This window comes from Clostridium perfringens (genome assembly GCF_016027375.1).
Classification (GTDB): Bacteria; Bacillota; Clostridia; order Clostridiales; family Clostridiaceae; genus Sarcina; species Sarcina perfringens.
Genome location: NZ_CP065681.1, coordinates 2755621 through 2774931 on the forward strand (window position 1 = coordinate 2755621; position 19311 = coordinate 2774931).

The window sequence follows — 19311 nt, forward strand, 5'->3', positions numbered from 1 at the left end:
TAAAATTTAAAACAAAAGTAGTATAAGACTCTATATAAAATCTTATACTACTTGCTTAAAATTTACTTCAATCTAATTAAAATAATTAAAACTTATTATCTAGCAGTTCTAACAGTTATTGATTCCTTAGTTGAAAGTTCACCATTAGAATATTTAGCAGCAATCTTAAAGTTATAAATAGTGTGTCTGTTTAATCCCTTAAATGTAAATTCAGTTTTATCAGCACCTATTTCTTTAACTTTCTTACCATCTTTATAAAGAACATAACCTTCTAATCCATAAGTTTTTTCTGGCTCTTCCCAGCTTACAGTTACATTTTTCTTAGTCTTATCAGTAACCTTAAAGTTTCTTACTGGGTTTACTATAACTTCTTCCTCCTCAACTTCTGGATTTCCAACCTTAACTCTTACTGTATTTGAAGAAACTTTATTTCCATTAACAGTAATATTTACTTGGACATCAGTAAAGCCTTCAGAAGCTCCAGTCATCATTCCATTTTCAATAGTTAAAACTTCTGGTTTTGAAACTTTATATTCAACTTCAGCTTCTTCTAAGTTAACATTTGCACCATTATTCATTAATGCATTTATAGCAAATGGAACGCTTTGTCCAACTTCTAAGTCATGTTCTACTGTATTTAAGTTTACATGAGCTAATTCTGGTGATTCAATTGACTTATCTATTTCTTTAACATAAATATTATCTAATATTACTTCTTTAAATCCATCACCTTTTTCTAAAGTGATATAGTAATCTCCAGCGAAATCTCCAGTTGTAAACTCGTGAGTTACAGATTTAGTTTTAGTGAAAATATCTTGTGCATAATTTGAACCAGTAGCCTCTAAAGGAATATTTACAATCTTTTCACCATCTCTATTCTTAATATTTACAGAATATCCTGGAGCAGCATTTTCTAATGAATATAAGAATCCAAATTCATAAGTTTTATTTGGTTCTAATTTGAATGATGAAACATCTGTAGTTAACATTTCACCTATTTCCTTTGGTTGTTGGTTAGATTTTAATGAGAATCTTCCATCAAGTACCCAGTTCATTCTTTGATTAGCATCTATAGATATATCCTTCTCAGCTAAGTGAGATCTATTTGAATGTCCTCTTCCTGGAGATAAATAAAATGGTGATATACCTTCATCTACATTTTCAAAATCTTCGTAGAATACATATCCATCTCTATTAGTGTGTCCTGGATGATCCCATATTCTAAAGTCATCAACTAGTACAACTGAGTCAGCATCTCCTTCTGAAGCCTTTAAGTAAACATCAGCTGAATTTACTCCTTTAGGTACAGTAAATTCTACTTCCATTCTCACGAAAGTATCGTCAATATACTTAACACCTTCTCCTTGTCTTACTTTACCACCACTTGTTATTACATTAGTGAAATCTTTTCCACCAACATTAACTCCTAGTGTAACTTCTCTATTATTATCATTTTTAACCCATGCAGATACTGAATAAGTTACTCCTTCTTCTAATCCACTTATGCTTTGAGAAATTTTAGCATCAGCGCCTTCATTTCCACTTATTTTAAGAACATCATTACCTAATCTCTTTTGAACACTTTCATTTTCAATAGTTATATGATCTGTATTTTCAGCAGTAGATTCTTTATTCCACTTATCAAAAGTTTGAGAATCAAATCCTGGATCAGCTATTTCTGAGCCATATCCCCAATCCTCTATTCTCTTCTCTTCAACCTTTTCCTTAGTAACTATATAAGGAGTATCTTGTTTTACTTCTAAATTAACCTTTCCATCTACAACTGGTACTTCCTTAACTAAAGTTCTTCCTAGATCTGATAATTCATATAAATAAACTTTGTCATTAGAAGTCCATCCTTCTGGTAAAGTCCATTCTGAAGTAGTTCCTAATGGATTCCAGTGATATATCTTTTCACTATTTGCCTCATCAACAGGATTCCATGGTAAGAATAATTGAGTATCCCCTATACCAGTATTTCCAATTGAATTTTCTGGAGTAGTGGCAACTAATCTATCATTTCTATAGTAATTTATATTAGAGTTTTCTCTAACAGCCTTAACTCCATTTTCAAATAATACTTCATTTTCGCTCATCTTAGTTATTTGGAAATGTTGTAAATACTTAGTAGGTAATACTTGATTATAGAATACTTCTGTACCATAAGCACCTTCTATATCATGTCTAGTTCCCCATCCACCTGATAATAAATGCTTATTACCTTTTACTAATGGATCTGCTAAGAATGAATCTTGAGTATCATTTTTCATAAATCTCATTATTTTACTTGCATTTCCCTTGTTTGGATATGCAGGATCTCCACCCCAGTGAGTCCATGGAACATGTTGCTCTAATGGTCCATTCATTTCTGTTGCAATCATAATTCCATAATCATTTATCTTTTCTCCTAATTGATGAGCATTCCATCCATTACCTGTATAAACGTCAACGTAAATCCATCCTAACTCTGGTGCATCTTCCATTAACATATCAAGTCTTCTGAATAATTCACCACTAGTTATATCTCCTCTTTGATTTACATAATAAGCTTGGTCTAACCATCCCCATCCTGGAGCATTTTCGTTAACTAATTCAGTTGGATATTCAAACGCATCCATAGTATATTCAGTTGCATTTATATGAACACCTATTTTAGCATTATATTCCTTACCTTGTTCTATTAAGGTATTGAAGTCTTCCTTACCACCTTGTCTCATACCAATATGTCCACCATAGTCTGGATGAGAGTCATCATGTCCTTCTCCTTGATATCCTTTATGAAGAACTAATTGTCCAAATCCATCTGTGTAATTTGAAAGCTTTTTAATTGTATCTAATGATCTTAGGAATGGATTTTGAGTGTATCCAATATTAAAATCAATATATGACATTTGATTTTTTATTTCTTCTCCACCTACTGGAATTTTCATATTTTTTCTATATTGAATAGCACCATCTTGCCAATCTACTTGACCATCTTCATTCTCATCTCTTGCTATAATTACTTCTGACCATGGCTTTTCACCTTGATATAGCTTACTTCCTTGCTCTGTTGTATCTTGAAGAATTTCTTTATAAGTCCAAGTACCGTTTGATATTCCAACTTTCTTATAGTTTGTATTATCAGGAAGAGTATCATTTTCTGTTGTTAATACAACCCTATTTCCACCTTCAATAGTATTATTATTTATAGTAACAGCAAACTTATCATCATTTATAAATGCATAAGTTTTACCCTTAACCCCTGGTTTTGCCTTAGCAACATCTGTAAACTCTTCATTTATGTTATTCCAGTCACCAGTTGTTAGAACAGAGGCTGTTTTACCATTATTTAAACTGCTTACTGAAGCTAAACTATGATTTGGGAAATTTAATGTTTGAAGTTTAACATCTCCTTCTTGAATATCAGTAACTTCCATTCTTAATTTATTTTCATTAACAGTCATCTTTAAAGTAATAGTCATTCCTATATCTTCAAAGTTTAATGTATATATACCTTCATTATTTGCAAATTCACTAGTTACTTTTGGAATTCTCTTTTCACCATTAATTTCAACCATATATTGAGCTTCTAAATCATCTACAGATGCTCCTGATAAAACATCTTCAGTTCCTTTCCACTCATATCTAATAACAGTTGGGAATCTATTATCTAAAACAACTTTCATAGAATCTGATTCTATACTTTGTTCTTGTAATGGACCTACTTCTGGTGCCATTATTCCACCTAATTCCTCAACAACAAGATTATCTAAAGTAACATTTTTATTTCCAAACCATCCAGTTAAGCCAACTTTTCCTCTTACATCTGGTAAATTAGATACTGCAACTTGCCCTATCTTCTCTCCATCAACCCACATAGTAATATTTGTATCTTCTACTTTAATCTTTATTCTGTAAGTTTTTCCTGGATCTGGTGTAAATGTTCCTGGGAAATTACCATATTTGCCATCTCCAGTTTTCCATACCCAAGAACCATTATCATAACAAACAGCTCCCCACTCAGTTTCTGATACATATCTAAATAATAGACCTATTCTTCCTCCATTATTATCAACAGAAAAATCAGTTTCATAAGTAAAGTTCTTAACCTCTGGAGAATTCATATCAACAGCTATTGATACTCCATTCATAGGTATTTTTACTTTACCCTCTTCATAACTTGGAGATCCTCCTCCTTGTACAACTTGCCAATCTCCTCTTGTTTCTTCTGTTTCAAAATTAGTTTCATAATATGCTAAATCTGAACTTACAGTTACATTAGCTATTGCTTTTACATCTGTACCTTCAACTGTACCTTCAATTTTGAATGTACCTGGCTTTGAATAACTTTCCTTAGGTATATAATTCCAAGAAACATCCTTAATACTAGACATACCATTTTCATGATTTACTGTAACACTTGATGGTAAAATAGGCTTAACTCTTGGATAAGTTTCTACATTTACTTCATTTATTGATACTATAGATCCCTTATCTATAGTCATAGGAGCATACTTAATATAATCAAATTTGGTAGTTTTAGCATTACCCCATCCTCTATATCCAACTTTACCAGCTTGTAATGGAATTAAATCTGATTCTTTATCATATATAGTTTCAAATTCTCCATCATTTACAGAAACATTAACAGTTAAATGCTTTTCAACAAAAGTAGCCTTAACTGTTACAACATCTCCATTATTTAGTCTTGGTCCTGTAATATCCTCCCAACTATTTTTATTTTCTATAACCCAGCCAGTACCTGAGTTATAGTTGATCATTCCATAGTTTGACTCAGTTGCTCTGAATATTATTCCAGTTTGAGAACCTCCAACTGTAAATTTACTTTCTAACTCACCATTTTTTATATTAGGCGATTGATCTTCCATAATTCTATAATCTCCATTATTGGTAACTGATAAAAATCCATCAGTTACCTCAACACTTCCTGAGCCTGCTAATTTTGTCCAAGTAATCCCCTCTGGTCTATCATAGTTTTGAATATAAGCCTCAGCTTCTTCATCACTATTAGTTAAAATTTCAGCTGATTCACTATTAATCTCATCTCCAGCTTCATTAACAGGTGTAGCAAGTACTGAAATTGGTAATTGTCCTACAATAACGGCAGCTGCTATTATTGCGGCAATCTTCTTATTCATGCATTTTCTACCCATTTTTCTCCCCCCTAATTCCATGTTAAATGTTTACATTTATAATTTTATCCTTTAATACCAATAAATAACATGTATATTTTCTACTTTAATATGTATTTTATTTACAGATACTTTATTTAAGATTAAATTATTTTTATAAATAAAAAGAGTTATCTATTCTTTAGATAACTCTTTTTCATATAATACTATTCTTCTTAAAATCCATAATATAAACTATGAACTTATGAAAATTAATAATAAAAATAACCTTAATATAATAGATACTAGATAATCTACCAAAATAAAAGAACTATCTAAATTAGATAGTTCTTTTAAGGGTTAATTGTTGACTATAAGTAAAATATATTCTTTTATAAATATAATTTAATGTATTAATTTATATTGTAAATGCAGATTATATTATTTATTGAAAGCTTTGTTATAATCTTCAATGAATTTTTTCATACCAGCATCAGTTAAAGGATGTTTTACCATTTGAAGTATAACATTATAAGGAATTGTTGCAATGTGTGATCCTGCCATAGCTGAATCTAAAACATGCATTGGGTTTCTAACACTTGCAGATATTATTTCAGTGTCTATTCCATGTAAAGCAAACATTTCAGCGATTTGAGTTACAATTTCAATTCCTGGATTTCCTATATCATCAAGTCTTCCTAAGAATGGACTTACGAATGATGCACCAGCTCTAGCTGCTAATAAAGCTTGTAATGGTGAGAAGATTAAAGTAACATTTGTTCTTATTCCTTCACTATCTAATACTTTTACAGCTTTTAAACCTTCTTCACACATAGGTATTTTTATAACTATGTTTTTATGTATTTTAGCTAATTCTCTTCCTTCTCTAACCATTTCGTCGCACTCTAAAGCCATAACTTCAGCACTTATTGGTCCATCTACTATGCTACATATTTCTTCAATTACTTCTTTAATATCTCTGCCTTCTTTTGCTATTAATGAAGGATTAGTTGTTACTCCAGCTAAAACTCCTAATTTACTAGCTTTTCTTATTTCTTCTACATTGGCAGTATCGATAAATATTTTCATTTCATAATCTCCTTTTCATTACTTTAAAAATATTAATTTGAATTCCATACTTTTCTATTAATCGTTTCCACAGATAGATATTAACATTACAAAAAGAATTATTCAATGTTTTTATTTAAAGTTTACATTTTGTTAATTTATTTTTTCTATATATTATGCTATAATATAATATTTTAGAAATTTAATGTATCATATTCAGTGATTAGAGTATCCCTTATGTAACCTTTATCATTTAAAGTATATACAAATAATACAATTAATCTTCCACTCTTTATTCTGTGTAAAAATCATAAATACTATTTAATATAAGCTAAATTAATCTTCAATTAAAAATCCCCATTCTTAAACCTATTTTCAAAATAACATCTTAAAAATAATATCTTATATAATGTTTTAATATTTATCTAAAAATATATTTTAAATGTCCACTTTAAACTAACAAATTCTATTTACCACTCTCATACACCAGCTCCTTTTTGCATAATATTCATTATAAACTGCATAAAATACATGTTTTTATTTATTTTTTAAATAAATATTGCATAAATATACTTTAATATATATAATTATTAACAAGCAATAAACAATAAATATTAAAGGTGGAATGTATATGAAAAAATTTAATAAAGTAATTTTAGCCTATTCAGGAGGATTAGATACTTCAATAATAATCCCTTGGTTAAAAGAAAATTATGGATGTGAAGTTATTGCAGTGGTAGGAAATGTTGGACAATCTGATGAATTAGTTGGATTAAAAGAAAAAGCTATAAAAACTGGGGCGTCTAAAATATATATTGAGGATCTAACTAAAGAATTTGTAGAAGATTACATCTTTCCTACCATACAAGCTGGGGCAAAATATGAAGGAAAGTATCTACTAGGTACTTCTTTTGCTAGACCTATAATAGCAAAAAGATTAGTAGAAATTGCAAAACTTGAAGATGCAGATGCTATTTGTCATGGATGTACTGGAAAAGGAAATGACCAAGTTCGTTTTGAATTAGCAATTAAAACTTTTAATCCAGAAATGCAAATTATTGCTCCATGGAGAACTTGGGAAATTAAATCTAGAGAAGAAGAAATACAATATGCTATAGACAATGAAGTTCCTATAAATATTACTTATGAAACAAATTATAGTAAAGATAAAAATCTATGGCATTTAAGCCATGAAGGTTTAGATTTAGAGTTTCCTGAAAATGAACCTAAATATGATAAAATTCTTGAATTATGTAATACCTTAGAAAAGGCTCCTAATGAAGCTGAATATATTACTTTAGGTTTTGAAAAAGGAATTGCAACCTCATTAAATGGTGAAAAACTAGATGGAGTCACTCTTTTGCAGAAACTTAATGAAATTGGTGGAAAACATGGTATTGGAATTATAGATATGGTTGAAAATAGATTAGTTGGTATGAAATCAAGAGGAGTATATGAAACTCCAGGAGGATCTATTTTATATAAAGCTCATAAAGATTTAGAAGAATTATGTTTAGATAAGGAAACGTCCCATTACAAAGAAATAGTTTCCTTAAAATTCGCTGATTTAGTTTATAATGGTCAATGGTTTACCCCATTAAGAGAAGCCTTATCTGCCTTTATATCAAAAACTCAAGAAACTGTAACTGGAGAAATTAAATTAAAACTATATAAAGGAAATATAATAAATGCTGGAATGACATCTCCATATTCTTTATACAGCGAAGAATATGCTACTTTTGGTGAAGATGGAATATATGATCAAAAGGATGCTGAAGGCTTTATTAATCTTTTTAGCTTACCATCTATCGTACAAGCTAAAATGGCTCAAAAGTTAAATTAAAGAGATAACTATGTACTTAATACATAGCTAATATTAAATTAGAGCTAAATATTTTTACGCTCTAACATACTATATAAATGAGGTGAATTTATTATGAAATTATGGGGTGGAAGATTCACTCACCAAGTTGATGATCTAGTTAACACTTTTAATTCCTCTATTTCTTTTGATTCAAGAATGTATAAAGAAGATATAATTGGAAGTATAGCTCATGTTACTATGCTTGGTGAAGAAAAAATTATTCCAAAGGAAGATAGCAAAAAAATTGCTTCTGGTTTATATGAAATATTAGATAAATTAAATCAAGGAGTATTAAAAATAGATAACTCTTCAGAAGATATACACAGTTTTATAGAAAGTACTCTTACAGATTACATTGGTGAAGAAGGAAAAAAACTACATACTGGTAGAAGTAGAAATGATCAAGTAACCTTAGACACTAAATTATATTTAAAAGGATATATTAAAATTTTAATATCCGAAATTTTAAACCTTGAAAAAACTCTATTAAATCTTTCTTCAGAAAATAAAGAAACTATTATGCCAGGATATACCCATATGCAAAAGGCTCAACCTATTACCTTTGCTCATCATATTTTAGCATATAGCGAAATGTTTAAAAGAGATATCTCTAGATTACTAGATTGTTATAAAAGACTTGATGAAATGCCTTTAGGCAGTGGGGCTTTAGCAACAACTACTTACCCTATAAACCGTGAAAAAGTTGCAGAATTATTAGGCTTTTCAAAAGTTACATTAAATAGTTTAGATTCTGTTTCTGATAGGGACTATGCTATTGAAACACTTTCTTGTCTCTCTTTACTTATGATGCATCTTTCTAGATTCTCAGAGGAAATAATCATCTGGTCTACTGATGAATTTAAATTTATTGAATTAGATGATAGTTATAGTACTGGAAGCAGTATTATGCCACAAAAAAAGAATCCTGATGTTGCAGAATTAGTAAGAGGAAAAACTGGACGTGTTTATGGAGATTTAATGACACTATTAACTGTTATGAAGGGACTTCCTTTAGCTTATAATAAGGATATGCAAGAAGATAAAGAAGCTTTATTTGATGGATTAGATACTACTCTACTTTCAATAAAAACTTTTAATGGAATGATAAAAACAATGAAAATTAATAAGAGTCTTATGAAAACTTCAGCTTCTTCTGGATTTACTAATGCAACTGATGTAGCTGATTATCTAGTAAAAAAAGGGGTAGCTTTTAGAGATGCTCATGAGATTGTAGGAAATTTAATTCTTTATTGTATAGATGAAGGGAAATCTATTGATAACTTGTCTCTATCTGAATTTCAAACTTTCTCAAATAAGTTTGAAAATGATATATATAAAGCTATTAATCTTTTAACTTGTATAGAAGAAAGAAAAGTAATAGGTGGACCAAGTATTTCATCTATAAACATTCAAATTGAACATTTAAATAATTTTATACAAGAAAGTAATGAAAAACTTAATCTTTTAAAATAGTACTAAAATATAATAATTAATTTTTATAAATTATAAGATAAATTTAACAAGTAATACTAATTAGATCAAAGTAAAAAAGATGATTTCTACATTTGTAGAAATCATCTTTTATTTTAATTATTCAAAATATCTTTTTAATAATCCTTCGAAAGCTCTTCCATGTCTAGCTTCATCTTTACACATTTCATGAACTGTGTCATGGATTGCATCTAAGTTTAATTGTTTAGCTAAAGTAGCTAAATCTTTTTTACCTTGACAAGCTCCGTGTTCAGCATTTACTCTTGCCATTAAGTTAGCTTTAGTATCAGCTTCTACAACTTCTCCTAACATTTCTGCAAATTTAGCAGCATGTTCTGCTTCTTCAAAAGCTATTCTTTTATAAGCTTCAGCAACTTCTGGGAATCCTTCTCTATCAGCTTGTCTTGACATAGCTAAGTACATTCCTACTTCTGTACATTCACCAGTAAAGTTAGCTTGTAATCCTTCGATTATTCTTTCATCTACACCTTTAGCAACTCCGATTCTATGTTCATCAGCGAAAGCTAAATCTCCACTTTGTTCTACGAATTTATCAGCACCTGCTCCACAGATTGGACATTTTTCTGGTGCTTTTTCTCCTTCATAAACATATCCACAAATTGTACAAACAAATTTTTTCATAATAAAATCCTCCTAATATTATGTCTCCATATTTTTAATCCATAGGTTATTAAGAAAATTATCCTACTAAATCTCTTTCTTTATAATCTATAGATTTAATCTGTTAATTTTTTCTTAACCTTTATTAATATTATATAATAATAATTTTCCATTATCAACATATTTTAAATAATTTATACTTTTAATAAAAAATAATCCTTTATCAGTTTTTTTATATTAAAATTTAAGTTCAAACTATTATTTATTGTAATAAAACTATTCATATTTTATCATTTCAATTTTTCATACAAAAAGAAGGGATTTTTATAAAAATATAATAAGAAAACTTACAAACATATTTAGAAAATTAATAGATTTTGCTTCATAATGTTTGTAAGTTTTATAAAAATTTATTTTGATATAAGCCCTTCTCTTAACAAAATAATGATTAGTCTTAAGAATAAATTTTCTAATAAATTAACAACTTCAAAGTCCTTCACTATATTAATCATTTTAAGGAAATATTTTATAATATATTTCGTTAAAAGGCATATTATCTTACCACTTTACCAAAAGGCATAAGAGATAATTTAGCCAACTTTAGTGACTGTATTGCAAAAGGTATTCCTATTATTGTAATAGCAAACATAGCTGCACTTATTAAATTTCCTAGAGCTAATGTAAATCCACCAAAAACTATCCATAATATATTAAGAATAAGATTTCCTGCTCCATCGTCAACAGTTACTACTTCTTTACCAAAAGGAGCTAATTGTAACCCTGCTAATTTAAAACATTGTAATCCAACAGGTATTCCTACTATTGTTATGCACCATATACATCCCCAAAATAACCATCCTAAAGCATTAAAAAATCCACCAAATATCATCCAAATAAGATTTCCTAAACAACTCACTATTTTTCCTCCTTGTATAATAAATATTTAATTTTTATAATAATATTTACTTTGATTATATAAAAAAAATGTTCTATTCTTTCTTAATCTTTTTAAACAAACTAATTTTATATAAAATAAAAAAATCATCTTAATATAGTAATTATTTAAAATTAACCTACCTCCAAATACCCTTTTGATTTTAAACTCCATTTTATTTATATTTAAATTTTATATAATAAAATCAAAAAGTATTTTAAATAAAATATCATCTTTTTCTTTAGAATTCAACTAATTTTTATATATTTTTTAATGATTTATAATCTTTTTAAATTTATATACTAAATTTTTTAATTTTTTTGTTGACATTTTTCTTTTATGTATATATAATAGTTATTGTCAACAGGACATGCCGAAGTGGCGGAACTGGCAGACGCACAGGACTTAAAATCCTGCGGTGCTAACACACCGTACCGGTTCGATTCCGGTCTTCGGCACCAAAACTCTTAAACTTAGTTTAAGAGTTTTTTTATTTTTGACAAAACTAAAAAAGTCCAAACACAAAAGCTCTATTAGAGTATTTTTATTAGATATAGATAAAACAAACTAATTTCACTGCTGTTAGATTGTTTACCTATATCTAATATTTTTTTCTAATAAAGCCTTTTAGTTTCTATCAAATACTTTTTCTTATTAAGGAAATATTAAACCTTCTAAACACATTTTAAAGTAACTCTGTCTAAAGCTCCTTTATACTTATTAAAAAAATATTGAACCATCTAAACTTTAGATAGTTTATATTTAAATACTTAATTTTTATTGTAATTATAGTTATAAATTAAACTGTATTGTTTAAATTCTATCTAAAAATATTAAATACTAAATATATAACTTATGATTATAAATATATTCAAATTTGCTAATTTCTAATGGCTATTTAGCAGTACCTATGTCTTTTCTAAAATACATTCCCTCAAAATTAACTTTTTCTATATTTTTATATGCATTTTCTTTAGCTTCTTCTAAAGTTTTTCCTTTACCTACTACAGAAAGTACTCTTCCTCCACTGGTTACTAAGGTATCTCCTTCTTTTTTTGCTCCAGCTATAAAGTATTCTCCCTTAAGACTTTCATCTATACTTATTTCATAACCTTTTTCATAAGCCTCTGGATATCCCTTTGATGATAAAACAACATTAACGCAATATCCTTCATTCCATTTAATAGTTGTTTCATTTAATTTTTCATCTAGTGCATTTAGTATTATGTCTACTAAATCACTTTCCATTAAAGATAAAACACTTTGTGTTTCTGGATCTCCCATCCTAACATTATATTCTAAAAGTTTAGCCCCTTCTTCTGTTATCATTATTCCAAAGAAAATAACTCCTTTAAAGTCAAAACCTTCTTCTCTTATACCTATTAAAGTTTTCTCTAATATATTTTCATAAAAATCAGCTAAAACCTCTTCAGTAACATATTTATTAGGAGAAATAACTCCCATTCCTCCTGTATTCTTACCCTTATTTCCATCAAATATTTGTTTGTGATCCTTAGCAGATAAAAATGGTAATATTACTTTTCCATCTGTAACTGAAAGTATTGATGCCTCAATCCCTTGCAAAAATTCTTCTACTACTATTTTCTTTCCTGCTCCATTAAATACATCATCTATCATAAATAAATCTAGTGTTTCTATTGCTTGATTTTTATTTTCACATATTACAACACCTTTACCAGCAGCCAATCCATCAGCCTTTATGACCCTTGGATATTTGCAATTTTCTAAATAAATTTTAGCTTCTTCATAATCATAGAAAACTTCGTAATCAGCTGTCTTAACACCATACTTTTTCATAAAATCCTTAGAAAAACTTTTACTACCTTCAAGCATAGCTCCAGCTTTATCAGGCCCAAATATTTTTAATCCTTCCCCTTTAAAAGCATCAACTATACCATTAATAAGTGGCTCTTCTGGTCCTACAATAGTTAAATCAATATTATTATTTTTAGCAAATTTTAATAAATCACAAATCTTAGTAAGCTCTATATTTTCACATTTATTTTCATTAGCTGTTCCTCCATTTCCTGGAGCCACATAAATTTTTTCTACTTTAGAACTTTTTCCTAATTTCCATGCTAAAGCATGCTCTCTTCCACCAGATCCAACTAAAAGTATCTTCATATATAAAAGGTCATATAAATTAAACTTAGTTTAAATAGTTTTAACTTATATAATTAACTATTTAAAATTCAAATTAACTATATGACCTAATTCACCTCCTAAAATCTATTTATTTCTAATGTTTAAAATGTCTAACTCCTGTAAATACCATGCTTATTCCATGTTCATTACAAGCCTCTATAGACTCCTCATCTCTAATAGATCCACCTGGTTGAATTATTGCTTTTATTCCATTTTTAGCCGCTTCGTCAACACAGTCTCTAAATGGGAAGAAAGCATCTGATGCTAATACTGCTCCACCTTTTCCTCTTTCTAAAGCTTCTTTAGTAGCCCAAATTCTATTAACTTGTCCTCCACCAATACCAGTGGCAACTCCATCTTTTACAACTACTATAGCATTAGATTTTACATATTTCACAACCTTCATTCCAAAGATCATATCTCTTAATTCCATTTCTGTTGGCTCTTTTTCAGTTACAACTTTATACTCATTAGCAAGTTTATTATCTTCTCCTTGAACTAATATTCCACCATCTACTGTTACCATGTAATTTTTAGCCTGAGGAGTATTCTTACATTTTATAACTCTTAAATTCTTTTTAGTTCTTAATACTTCTAAAGCATCTTCATCAAAATCCGGTGCTGCTACCACCTCTAAGAAAATTTTAACCATTTCTTCTGCTGTAGCCTTATCTATCTTTCTATTTATAGCAACTATTCCACCAAATATTGAAACTGGATCAGCATCATAAGCCTTTAAATAAACCTCTTTAGAATTTTCTCCTACAGCTACCCCACAAGGTGTATTATGTTTTAATGCACAACAAGCTGTTTCTTCAAATTCACAAGCAACCTTCCATGCTATATCTAAATCCTTTATATTATTGTAAGATAAAGCTTTTCCATTTAAAATTTCAAAGCTATTCATAGCTCCATCAAATTCTGTTGAACTATAATAAGCAGCTCCTTGATGTGGATTTTCTCCATATCTAAGATCTTGAATTTTCTTATATGAAACTGATAGATATTCTGGATATTCCTCTTCTCCCTCTAGTAAGAAGTTAGAAATTGCAGCATCATAAGCACTCATTAAGTTAAATACTTTTCCTGCAAGAGTTTTTCTTAATTTAAATGAAACACAATTATTTTCTTTAATTTCATTCATTACTTTTTCATAATCTTTTTTATCTGAAAGAACTACCACATCTTTAAAATTCTTAGCTGCTGCTCTTAACATTGTTGGTCCACCTATATCAATAAATTCAACCTTTTCTTCAAAGCTTAAATTCTCTCTAACTTTTTCAAAGAAAGGATATAAATTTACAACTACATAATCTATAGTATTTATTTCTCTCTCTTCTAAAGTTTTCATATGCTCTTTATTATCTCTTATTGCTAATATTCCAGCATGAACTAAAGGATGTAGAGTTTTTACTCTTCCATCTAACATTTCTGGGAAGTCAGTTATTTCACTTATCTCTTTAACCTCTATGTTATTTTCTTTTAAATATTTATAAGTTCCACCACTTGATATTATTTCTACATCTCTATCTCTTAAAAATTTTGCAAGTTCTAAAACTCCATCTTTATCAAAAACACTTATTAAAGCTCTCTTTTTCATTAAAAGACCTCCCTAGTTTAATATTTTCACTTTTCCATTATGAATTTCTATTTTTTCTTCGCATAAGTACTTAACAATTCTAGGTAGCAATATATGCTCCTTCTCTAAAACCTTTTTTTGAAGACTTTCTGGAGTATCTTCAAAATTAACTTCAACTATTTCTTGTGCAATAATAGCTCCTCCATCAACCTCATCATTAACAAAGTGAACTGTACACCCAGAAAATTTCACACCCTTTTCTATAGCTGCCTTATGTACATTTATTCCATACATTTTATTTCCACAGAAAGAAGGAATAAGAGATGGATGGATATTAATTATCCTATTTCCATACTCTTCTAAAAGTTTTCCTTTTAATATTGAAAGATAGCCTGCTAGTACAATTAAATCAATATTATTTTCCTTAGCAAGTCTTAAGATTTCATCTGAAGTTTTATCTTCAAACTCTTTTTTAGAAACAACTGATGTTTTTATACCCTGTTTTTCAGCCCTTTCTAAGGCAAAAATACCCTCCTTACTTCCAATAACTAAGGAAACTTCTCCATTTATATTTCCATTGTCTATATTATCTAAAATTGATTGAAGGTTAGATCCACTGCCAGAAGCTAATACAGCTATTTTATACAAACTCCTTCACCTCCAGCATTTATATACCCAATCTCAAAAGCTTTTTCTCCTTGCTTTGAAAGTTCTTTTAAAACTTCCTCAACCTCATCTTCCTCAACACATAAAACAAACCCTATACCCATGTTGAAAGTATTATACATTTCCTCTTCTTTAACTCCAAGTTCCATAAGCTTTTTAAATATTTCTGGAATCTCATAGCTATTTTTATTTATTACTATACTAAGTCCTTCTTTACTTAACATTCTTGGAAGATTTTCATAAAATCCTCCCCCAGTTACATGAGCCATACCCTTAATATTAAATTTTTCTAAAAGACTTAATACAGGTTTAACATAAATCTTTGTAGGAGTTAATAATTCTTCCCAAATAGCTTTTCCATTAAAATCTTCATCTAAGTTTTTAAACACCTTTCTTATAAGAGAATATCCATTTGAATGAACTCCTGAAGAAGCAATTCCTATAAGCTTGTCACCACTCTTTATATCTTTACCATTTATTATTTTATCCTTGTCTACTATTCCTACTGCAAAACCAGCAATATCATAATCTCCTTCTTTATACATACCTGGCATTTCAGCAGTTTCTCCTCCAATTAAAGAGCACTGAGACTCAATACATCCTTCAGCCACTCCCTTTACTAAATCAGAAGAAACCTCAGCTTCAAGTTTTCCACAAGCTATATAATCTAAGAAGAATAATGGTTTAGCACCATGACATAAAATATCATTAACACACATTGCAACGCAGTCAATTCCAACAGTATCAAACTTTCTTTTTTTACAAGCAATATCAAGTTTTGTTCCCACTCCATCTGTTCCAGAAACTAAAACTGGTTTTTTATATCCCTCTGGAAGTTCAACCATGCCAGCAAAAGATCCTAATCCGTTTAATACATATTCACTCATTGTTTTTTTTGCATATTCTTTTATTAATTTTACTGATCTATATCCTTCTTCAATATTTACTCCTGCTTCTTTGTAAGTTAGCATTTAATTCTCCACCCTTTCAAGATTATCCTCTAAAGCTTCCATAGGCGCTGCAACTGGATAAACCCCACTAAAGCATCCTACGCAGAAATTTCTTCTACCTTCAAAACTTTCGTACATTCCTTCTAAACTTAAATATCCTAGAGAATCACAACCTATCATTTCTCTAATCTCTTCTACACTTCTACTTGCTCCAATTAACTGACTTCTGTATGGTGTATCAATGCCAAAATAACATGGATATTTAACCATTGGTGATGCAACTAGAAAATGAACTTCCTTAGCACCAGCTCTTCTTAAAGATTCAATTAAATGTTTGGAAGTTGTTCCTCTAACAATAGAATCGTCTATTAAAATAACTCTCTTTCCATTTACATTAACTTTTAAAGGATTAAGCTTTACAGCTACAGCTCTCTCCCTAATTTCTTGTGATGGTGATATAAATGTTCTTCCTATATATCTATTTTTCACAAATCCAACCTCATAAGGAATTCCTGAAGCCTTAGCATATCCCATAGCAGCTGGTATTCCTGAATCTGGTACAGCTACCACAATATCAGCATCTATTGGATATTCTTTAAATAATATTTCTCCTTGCTTAACTCTTGTCGTTTGAACATCTAAACCATCAATTACTGAATCTGGTCTTGCAAAGTATATATATTCAAAGGCACAGGTTTGACAAACAGTATTTTCTGAATATCTATAACTTTTAATCCCATCATTATCTATAACCACGATTTCTCCTGGTTTTATATCTCTCACAAACTCTGCTCCAATTGTGTCTAAAGCACAACTTTCTGAAGTTAATATATATCCTTCTTCAAATTTTCCTAAGCATAAAGGTCTAATTCCATGCGGATCTCTTATACCTATTAGCTTATCCTTAGTCATTATTACCATAGCGAAAGAACCTTTAACTGCTGATATAGCATCAATTACAGCCCTCTCAATCCCTTTTTTAGCTCCTCTAGCAACTAAGCTTGTAATTACTTCAGAATCAACACTAGTATGGAAAACTTGTCCCCCATCCTCTAAAAGACTTCTTATTACATCTGCATTAACTAAATTACCATTATGAGCAGTAGATATAGGACCAAGTTTAGTATTACTAACTAAAGGTTGTGCATTTTCAACAGTTTTAGCTCCTGCTGTAGAATATCTAACATGTCCTATTGATATATAACCATTAAATTCTCTAAGTCTCTTTAAATCTTCAGCTTCAAAGGCTTCTGTTAAAACACCTAACCCCTTATGAACTTTTATATCTTCTCCATTTGCTACTGCAATGCCAGCACTTTCTTGTCCTCTATGTTGAAGAGCATAAAGTCCATAATAATTTATAGAAGCAACATCTATTGGTTTATTTGCGAAAACTCCAAAAACTCCGCATTCATCTTTGAATTTATCATTTTGTGGATCCATAATATCAAAATTTGGCTTCACCATATTTTCTACTCCTCTTACTACCTAATTTCTTAGTCTATTTAAAACCTCTCTATAGCCATTGATTACATTACCCATATCTCTTCTAAATCTGTCTTTGTCCATTTTTTCTCCTGTTGTAGCATCCCAAAATCTACAAGTATCTGGTGAAATTTCATCAGCTAATAATATCTCTCCATTATATCTTCCAAACTCTAATTTAAAATCTATTAAGTTGATATTTTGTTTTTTGAAAGCTTCTTTTAAAATTTCATTTACTTTAGCAGTTATTTCATAAATTTTATTTAATTCTTCAAAAGTTGTAGCTCCAATTCCTACAGCATGATAGTCATTTATAAGCGGATCTCCTAAAGAATCATCCTTGTATGATAATTCAAAAACTGTAGTTTTTAATTCATATCCTTCTTCAAGACCTAATCTCTTAGCCATACTTCCTGCTGCCACATTTCTAACTATTACTTCTAAAGGAACTATTTCAACTTTCTTACATAATTGATCTCTATCATTTAACTTCTCTACAAAGTGAGTTTTTATTCCTTCTTTATTTAACATCTCAAAAATAAGACTAGTAATTTCGTTGTTTAATACTCCCTTGCTTTCTATTTGAGCTTTTTTTTCTCCATTGAAAGCTGTAGCATCATCCTTATAATGAACAATTACCATATCCTCTTTATCTGTTGCATATATTTTTTTAGCTTTTCCCTCATATAACATTTCTAGTTGATTTACCATTATAATTCCACTCCTTCTCCATTTTCTGCTATAAATTTATGTTTCATGTCGATTCTAAATTGAATTAATTTTTCTCTTAGTTCTGGATATTTTAATGAAAGCATTTGGACTGCTAACATTCCTGCATTATAACTATTATTTATTCCAACAGTGGCTACAGGAATTGATTTTGGCATCTGAACTATTGATAGTAATGCATCCATTCCCTCTACTGCTGCTCTCACTGGAACTCCTATTACAGGAAGTATAGTATGAGAAGCTATAACTCCAGGAAGATGAGCAGCTAATCCTGCTCCTGCTATAATTACTTCACAGCCTTCTTTCTCAATTTTTTCTAAAGTTTCAATAAGTTTTTCTGGAACCCTATGAGCTGATAAAATATAAGCATTATAAGGAATTCCAAACTCTTTAAGAGCATTTCCTGCTCCCTTCATAACATCTATATCTGATTTACTTCCAAAAAATATTGCTACCTTCATTAAAATTTCCTCCCTATATTTTAAAGTTTTAATAATACTTATTTTCTAGATAACCCTAAAGACCTAACTTAATTTTTTAAAGCTATACAGCTATATCATCACATATGAATATAAAGCTTAAAACTCAAGTGAAAATTTAATTTCTTAACTGGTTATACCTGTATTATGAAATATATGCTTTAT

The 19311-nt window shown here is 29.3% G+C and carries 13 protein-coding genes and 1 tRNA gene; 3 read left to right on the forward strand and 11 right to left on the reverse strand.

Features of this window, described 5'->3' with window-relative positions:
- Positions 1-95: 95 nt before the first annotated feature.
- Positions 96-5156: an endo-alpha-N-acetylgalactosaminidase family protein gene (locus I6G60_RS12935; protein ID WP_138329554.1), complete on the reverse strand. Its 5061-nt coding sequence runs from the start codon at positions 5154-5156 to the stop codon at positions 96-98.
- A gap of 399 nt (positions 5157-5555) precedes the next feature.
- On the reverse strand, positions 5556-6203 hold the full coding sequence (gene fsa, locus I6G60_RS12940; RefSeq protein WP_003468475.1) for a fructose-6-phosphate aldolase: 648 nt from the start codon (positions 6201-6203) through the stop codon (positions 5556-5558).
- A gap of 610 nt (positions 6204-6813) precedes the next feature.
- On the opposite strand from fsa, the gene I6G60_RS12945 reads away from it, so the two are divergent.
- Both I6G60_RS12945 and argH read left to right on the forward strand, forming a co-directional pair.
- The gene (locus I6G60_RS12945) at positions 6814-8025 is read left to right on the forward strand and encodes an argininosuccinate synthase (protein ID WP_003468433.1); all 1212 of its coding nucleotides are present in this window, start codon (positions 6814-6816) and stop codon (positions 8023-8025) included.
- Between the two features lie 93 nt (positions 8026-8118).
- The gene (gene argH / locus I6G60_RS12950; protein ID WP_003468455.1) at positions 8119-9519 is read left to right on the forward strand and encodes an argininosuccinate lyase; all 1401 of its coding nucleotides are present in this window, start codon (positions 8119-8121) and stop codon (positions 9517-9519) included.
- Between the two features lie 117 nt (positions 9520-9636).
- Here argH and I6G60_RS12955 read toward each other — a convergent pair whose 3' ends face one another.
- Positions 9637-10179, reverse strand: coding sequence for an NADH peroxidase (locus tag I6G60_RS12955; protein ID WP_003453016.1), 543 nt, complete (start codon positions 10177-10179; stop codon positions 9637-9639).
- Positions 10180-10711: 532 nt separating this feature from the next.
- Positions 10712-11074 (reverse strand): YccF domain-containing protein, encoded by a 363-nt coding sequence (locus I6G60_RS12960; RefSeq protein ID WP_003476972.1) that lies wholly within the window; start codon positions 11072-11074, stop codon positions 10712-10714.
- 390 nt (positions 11075-11464) lie between these two features.
- Between I6G60_RS12960 and I6G60_RS12965 the strand changes: the two genes are divergently transcribed.
- A tRNA-Leu gene (locus I6G60_RS12965) sits at positions 11465-11553 on the forward strand.
- A 433-nt stretch (positions 11554-11986) separates the two neighbouring features.
- Here I6G60_RS12965 and purD read toward each other — a convergent pair.
- From purD to purE, 7 genes are all read right to left on the reverse strand, one after another.
- Positions 11987-13237: a phosphoribosylamine--glycine ligase gene (gene purD / locus I6G60_RS12970; RefSeq protein WP_011590303.1), complete on the reverse strand. Its 1251-nt coding sequence runs from the start codon at positions 13235-13237 to the stop codon at positions 11987-11989.
- A gap of 115 nt (positions 13238-13352) precedes the next feature.
- Positions 13353-14858, reverse strand: a complete 1506-nt coding sequence (gene purH, locus I6G60_RS12975; protein ID WP_011590302.1) for a bifunctional phosphoribosylaminoimidazolecarboxamide formyltransferase/IMP cyclohydrolase — start codon at positions 14856-14858, stop codon at positions 13353-13355.
- 12 nt (positions 14859-14870) lie between these two features.
- On the reverse strand, positions 14871-15485 hold the full coding sequence (gene purN / locus I6G60_RS12980) for a phosphoribosylglycinamide formyltransferase (RefSeq protein WP_003468450.1): 615 nt from the start codon (positions 15483-15485) through the stop codon (positions 14871-14873).
- Complete coding sequence (purM, locus tag I6G60_RS12985) at positions 15473-16474, reverse strand: phosphoribosylformylglycinamidine cyclo-ligase (RefSeq protein WP_003468449.1); 1002 nt, start codon at positions 16472-16474, stop codon at positions 15473-15475. The genes purN and purM overlap by 13 nt, the downstream gene beginning before the upstream one ends.
- Positions 16475-17920 carry an amidophosphoribosyltransferase gene (gene purF, locus I6G60_RS12990; protein WP_011009969.1) on the reverse strand — a complete coding sequence of 482 codons (1446 nt, stop codon included), beginning with the start codon at positions 17918-17920 and terminating at the stop codon, positions 16475-16477.
- 21 nt (positions 17921-17941) lie between these two features.
- Positions 17942-18649, reverse strand: coding sequence for a phosphoribosylaminoimidazolesuccinocarboxamide synthase (gene purC, locus I6G60_RS12995; protein ID WP_003456948.1), 708 nt, complete (start codon positions 18647-18649; stop codon positions 17942-17944).
- Positions 18649-19128 carry a 5-(carboxyamino)imidazole ribonucleotide mutase gene (gene purE, locus I6G60_RS13000; protein WP_003453078.1) on the reverse strand — a complete coding sequence of 160 codons (480 nt, stop codon included), beginning with the start codon at positions 19126-19128 and terminating at the stop codon, positions 18649-18651. Before purE ends, purC begins: the two co-directional genes overlap by 1 nt.
- Positions 19129-19311 lie beyond the last annotated feature (183 nt).

What these genes read in the sequence shown, in the direction of transcription:
- I6G60_RS12935 (WP_138329554.1), bottom strand. Translation starts at nt 5,156, where the DNA reads ATGGGTAGAAAATGCATGAATAAGAAGATTGCCGCAATAATAGCAGCT.
- fsa (WP_003468475.1), bottom strand. Translation starts at nt 6,203, where the DNA reads ATGAAAATATTTATCGATACTGCCAATGTAGAAGAAATAAGAAAAGCT.
- I6G60_RS12945 (WP_003468433.1), top strand. Translation starts at nt 6,814, where the DNA reads ATGAAAAAATTTAATAAAGTAATTTTAGCCTATTCAGGAGGATTAGAT.
- argH (WP_003468455.1), top strand. Translation starts at nt 8,119, where the DNA reads ATGAAATTATGGGGTGGAAGATTCACTCACCAAGTTGATGATCTAGTT.
- I6G60_RS12955 (WP_003453016.1), bottom strand. Translation starts at nt 10,179, where the DNA reads ATGAAAAAATTTGTTTGTACAATTTGTGGATATGTTTATGAAGGAGAA.
- purD (WP_011590303.1), bottom strand. Translation starts at nt 13,237, where the DNA reads ATGAAGATACTTTTAGTTGGATCTGGTGGAAGAGAGCATGCTTTAGCA.
- purH (WP_011590302.1), bottom strand. Translation starts at nt 14,858, where the DNA reads ATGAAAAAGAGAGCTTTAATAAGTGTTTTTGATAAAGATGGAGTTTTA.
- purM (WP_003468449.1), bottom strand. Translation starts at nt 16,474, where the DNA reads ATGCTAACTTACAAAGAAGCAGGAGTAAATATTGAAGAAGGATATAGA.
- purF (WP_011009969.1), bottom strand. Translation starts at nt 17,920, where the DNA reads ATGGTGAAGCCAAATTTTGATATTATGGATCCACAAAATGATAAATTC.
- purC (WP_003456948.1), bottom strand. Translation starts at nt 18,649, where the DNA reads ATGGTAAATCAACTAGAAATGTTATATGAGGGAAAAGCTAAAAAAATA.
- purE (WP_003453078.1), bottom strand. Translation starts at nt 19,128, where the DNA reads ATGAAGGTAGCAATATTTTTTGGAAGTAAATCAGATATAGATGTTATG.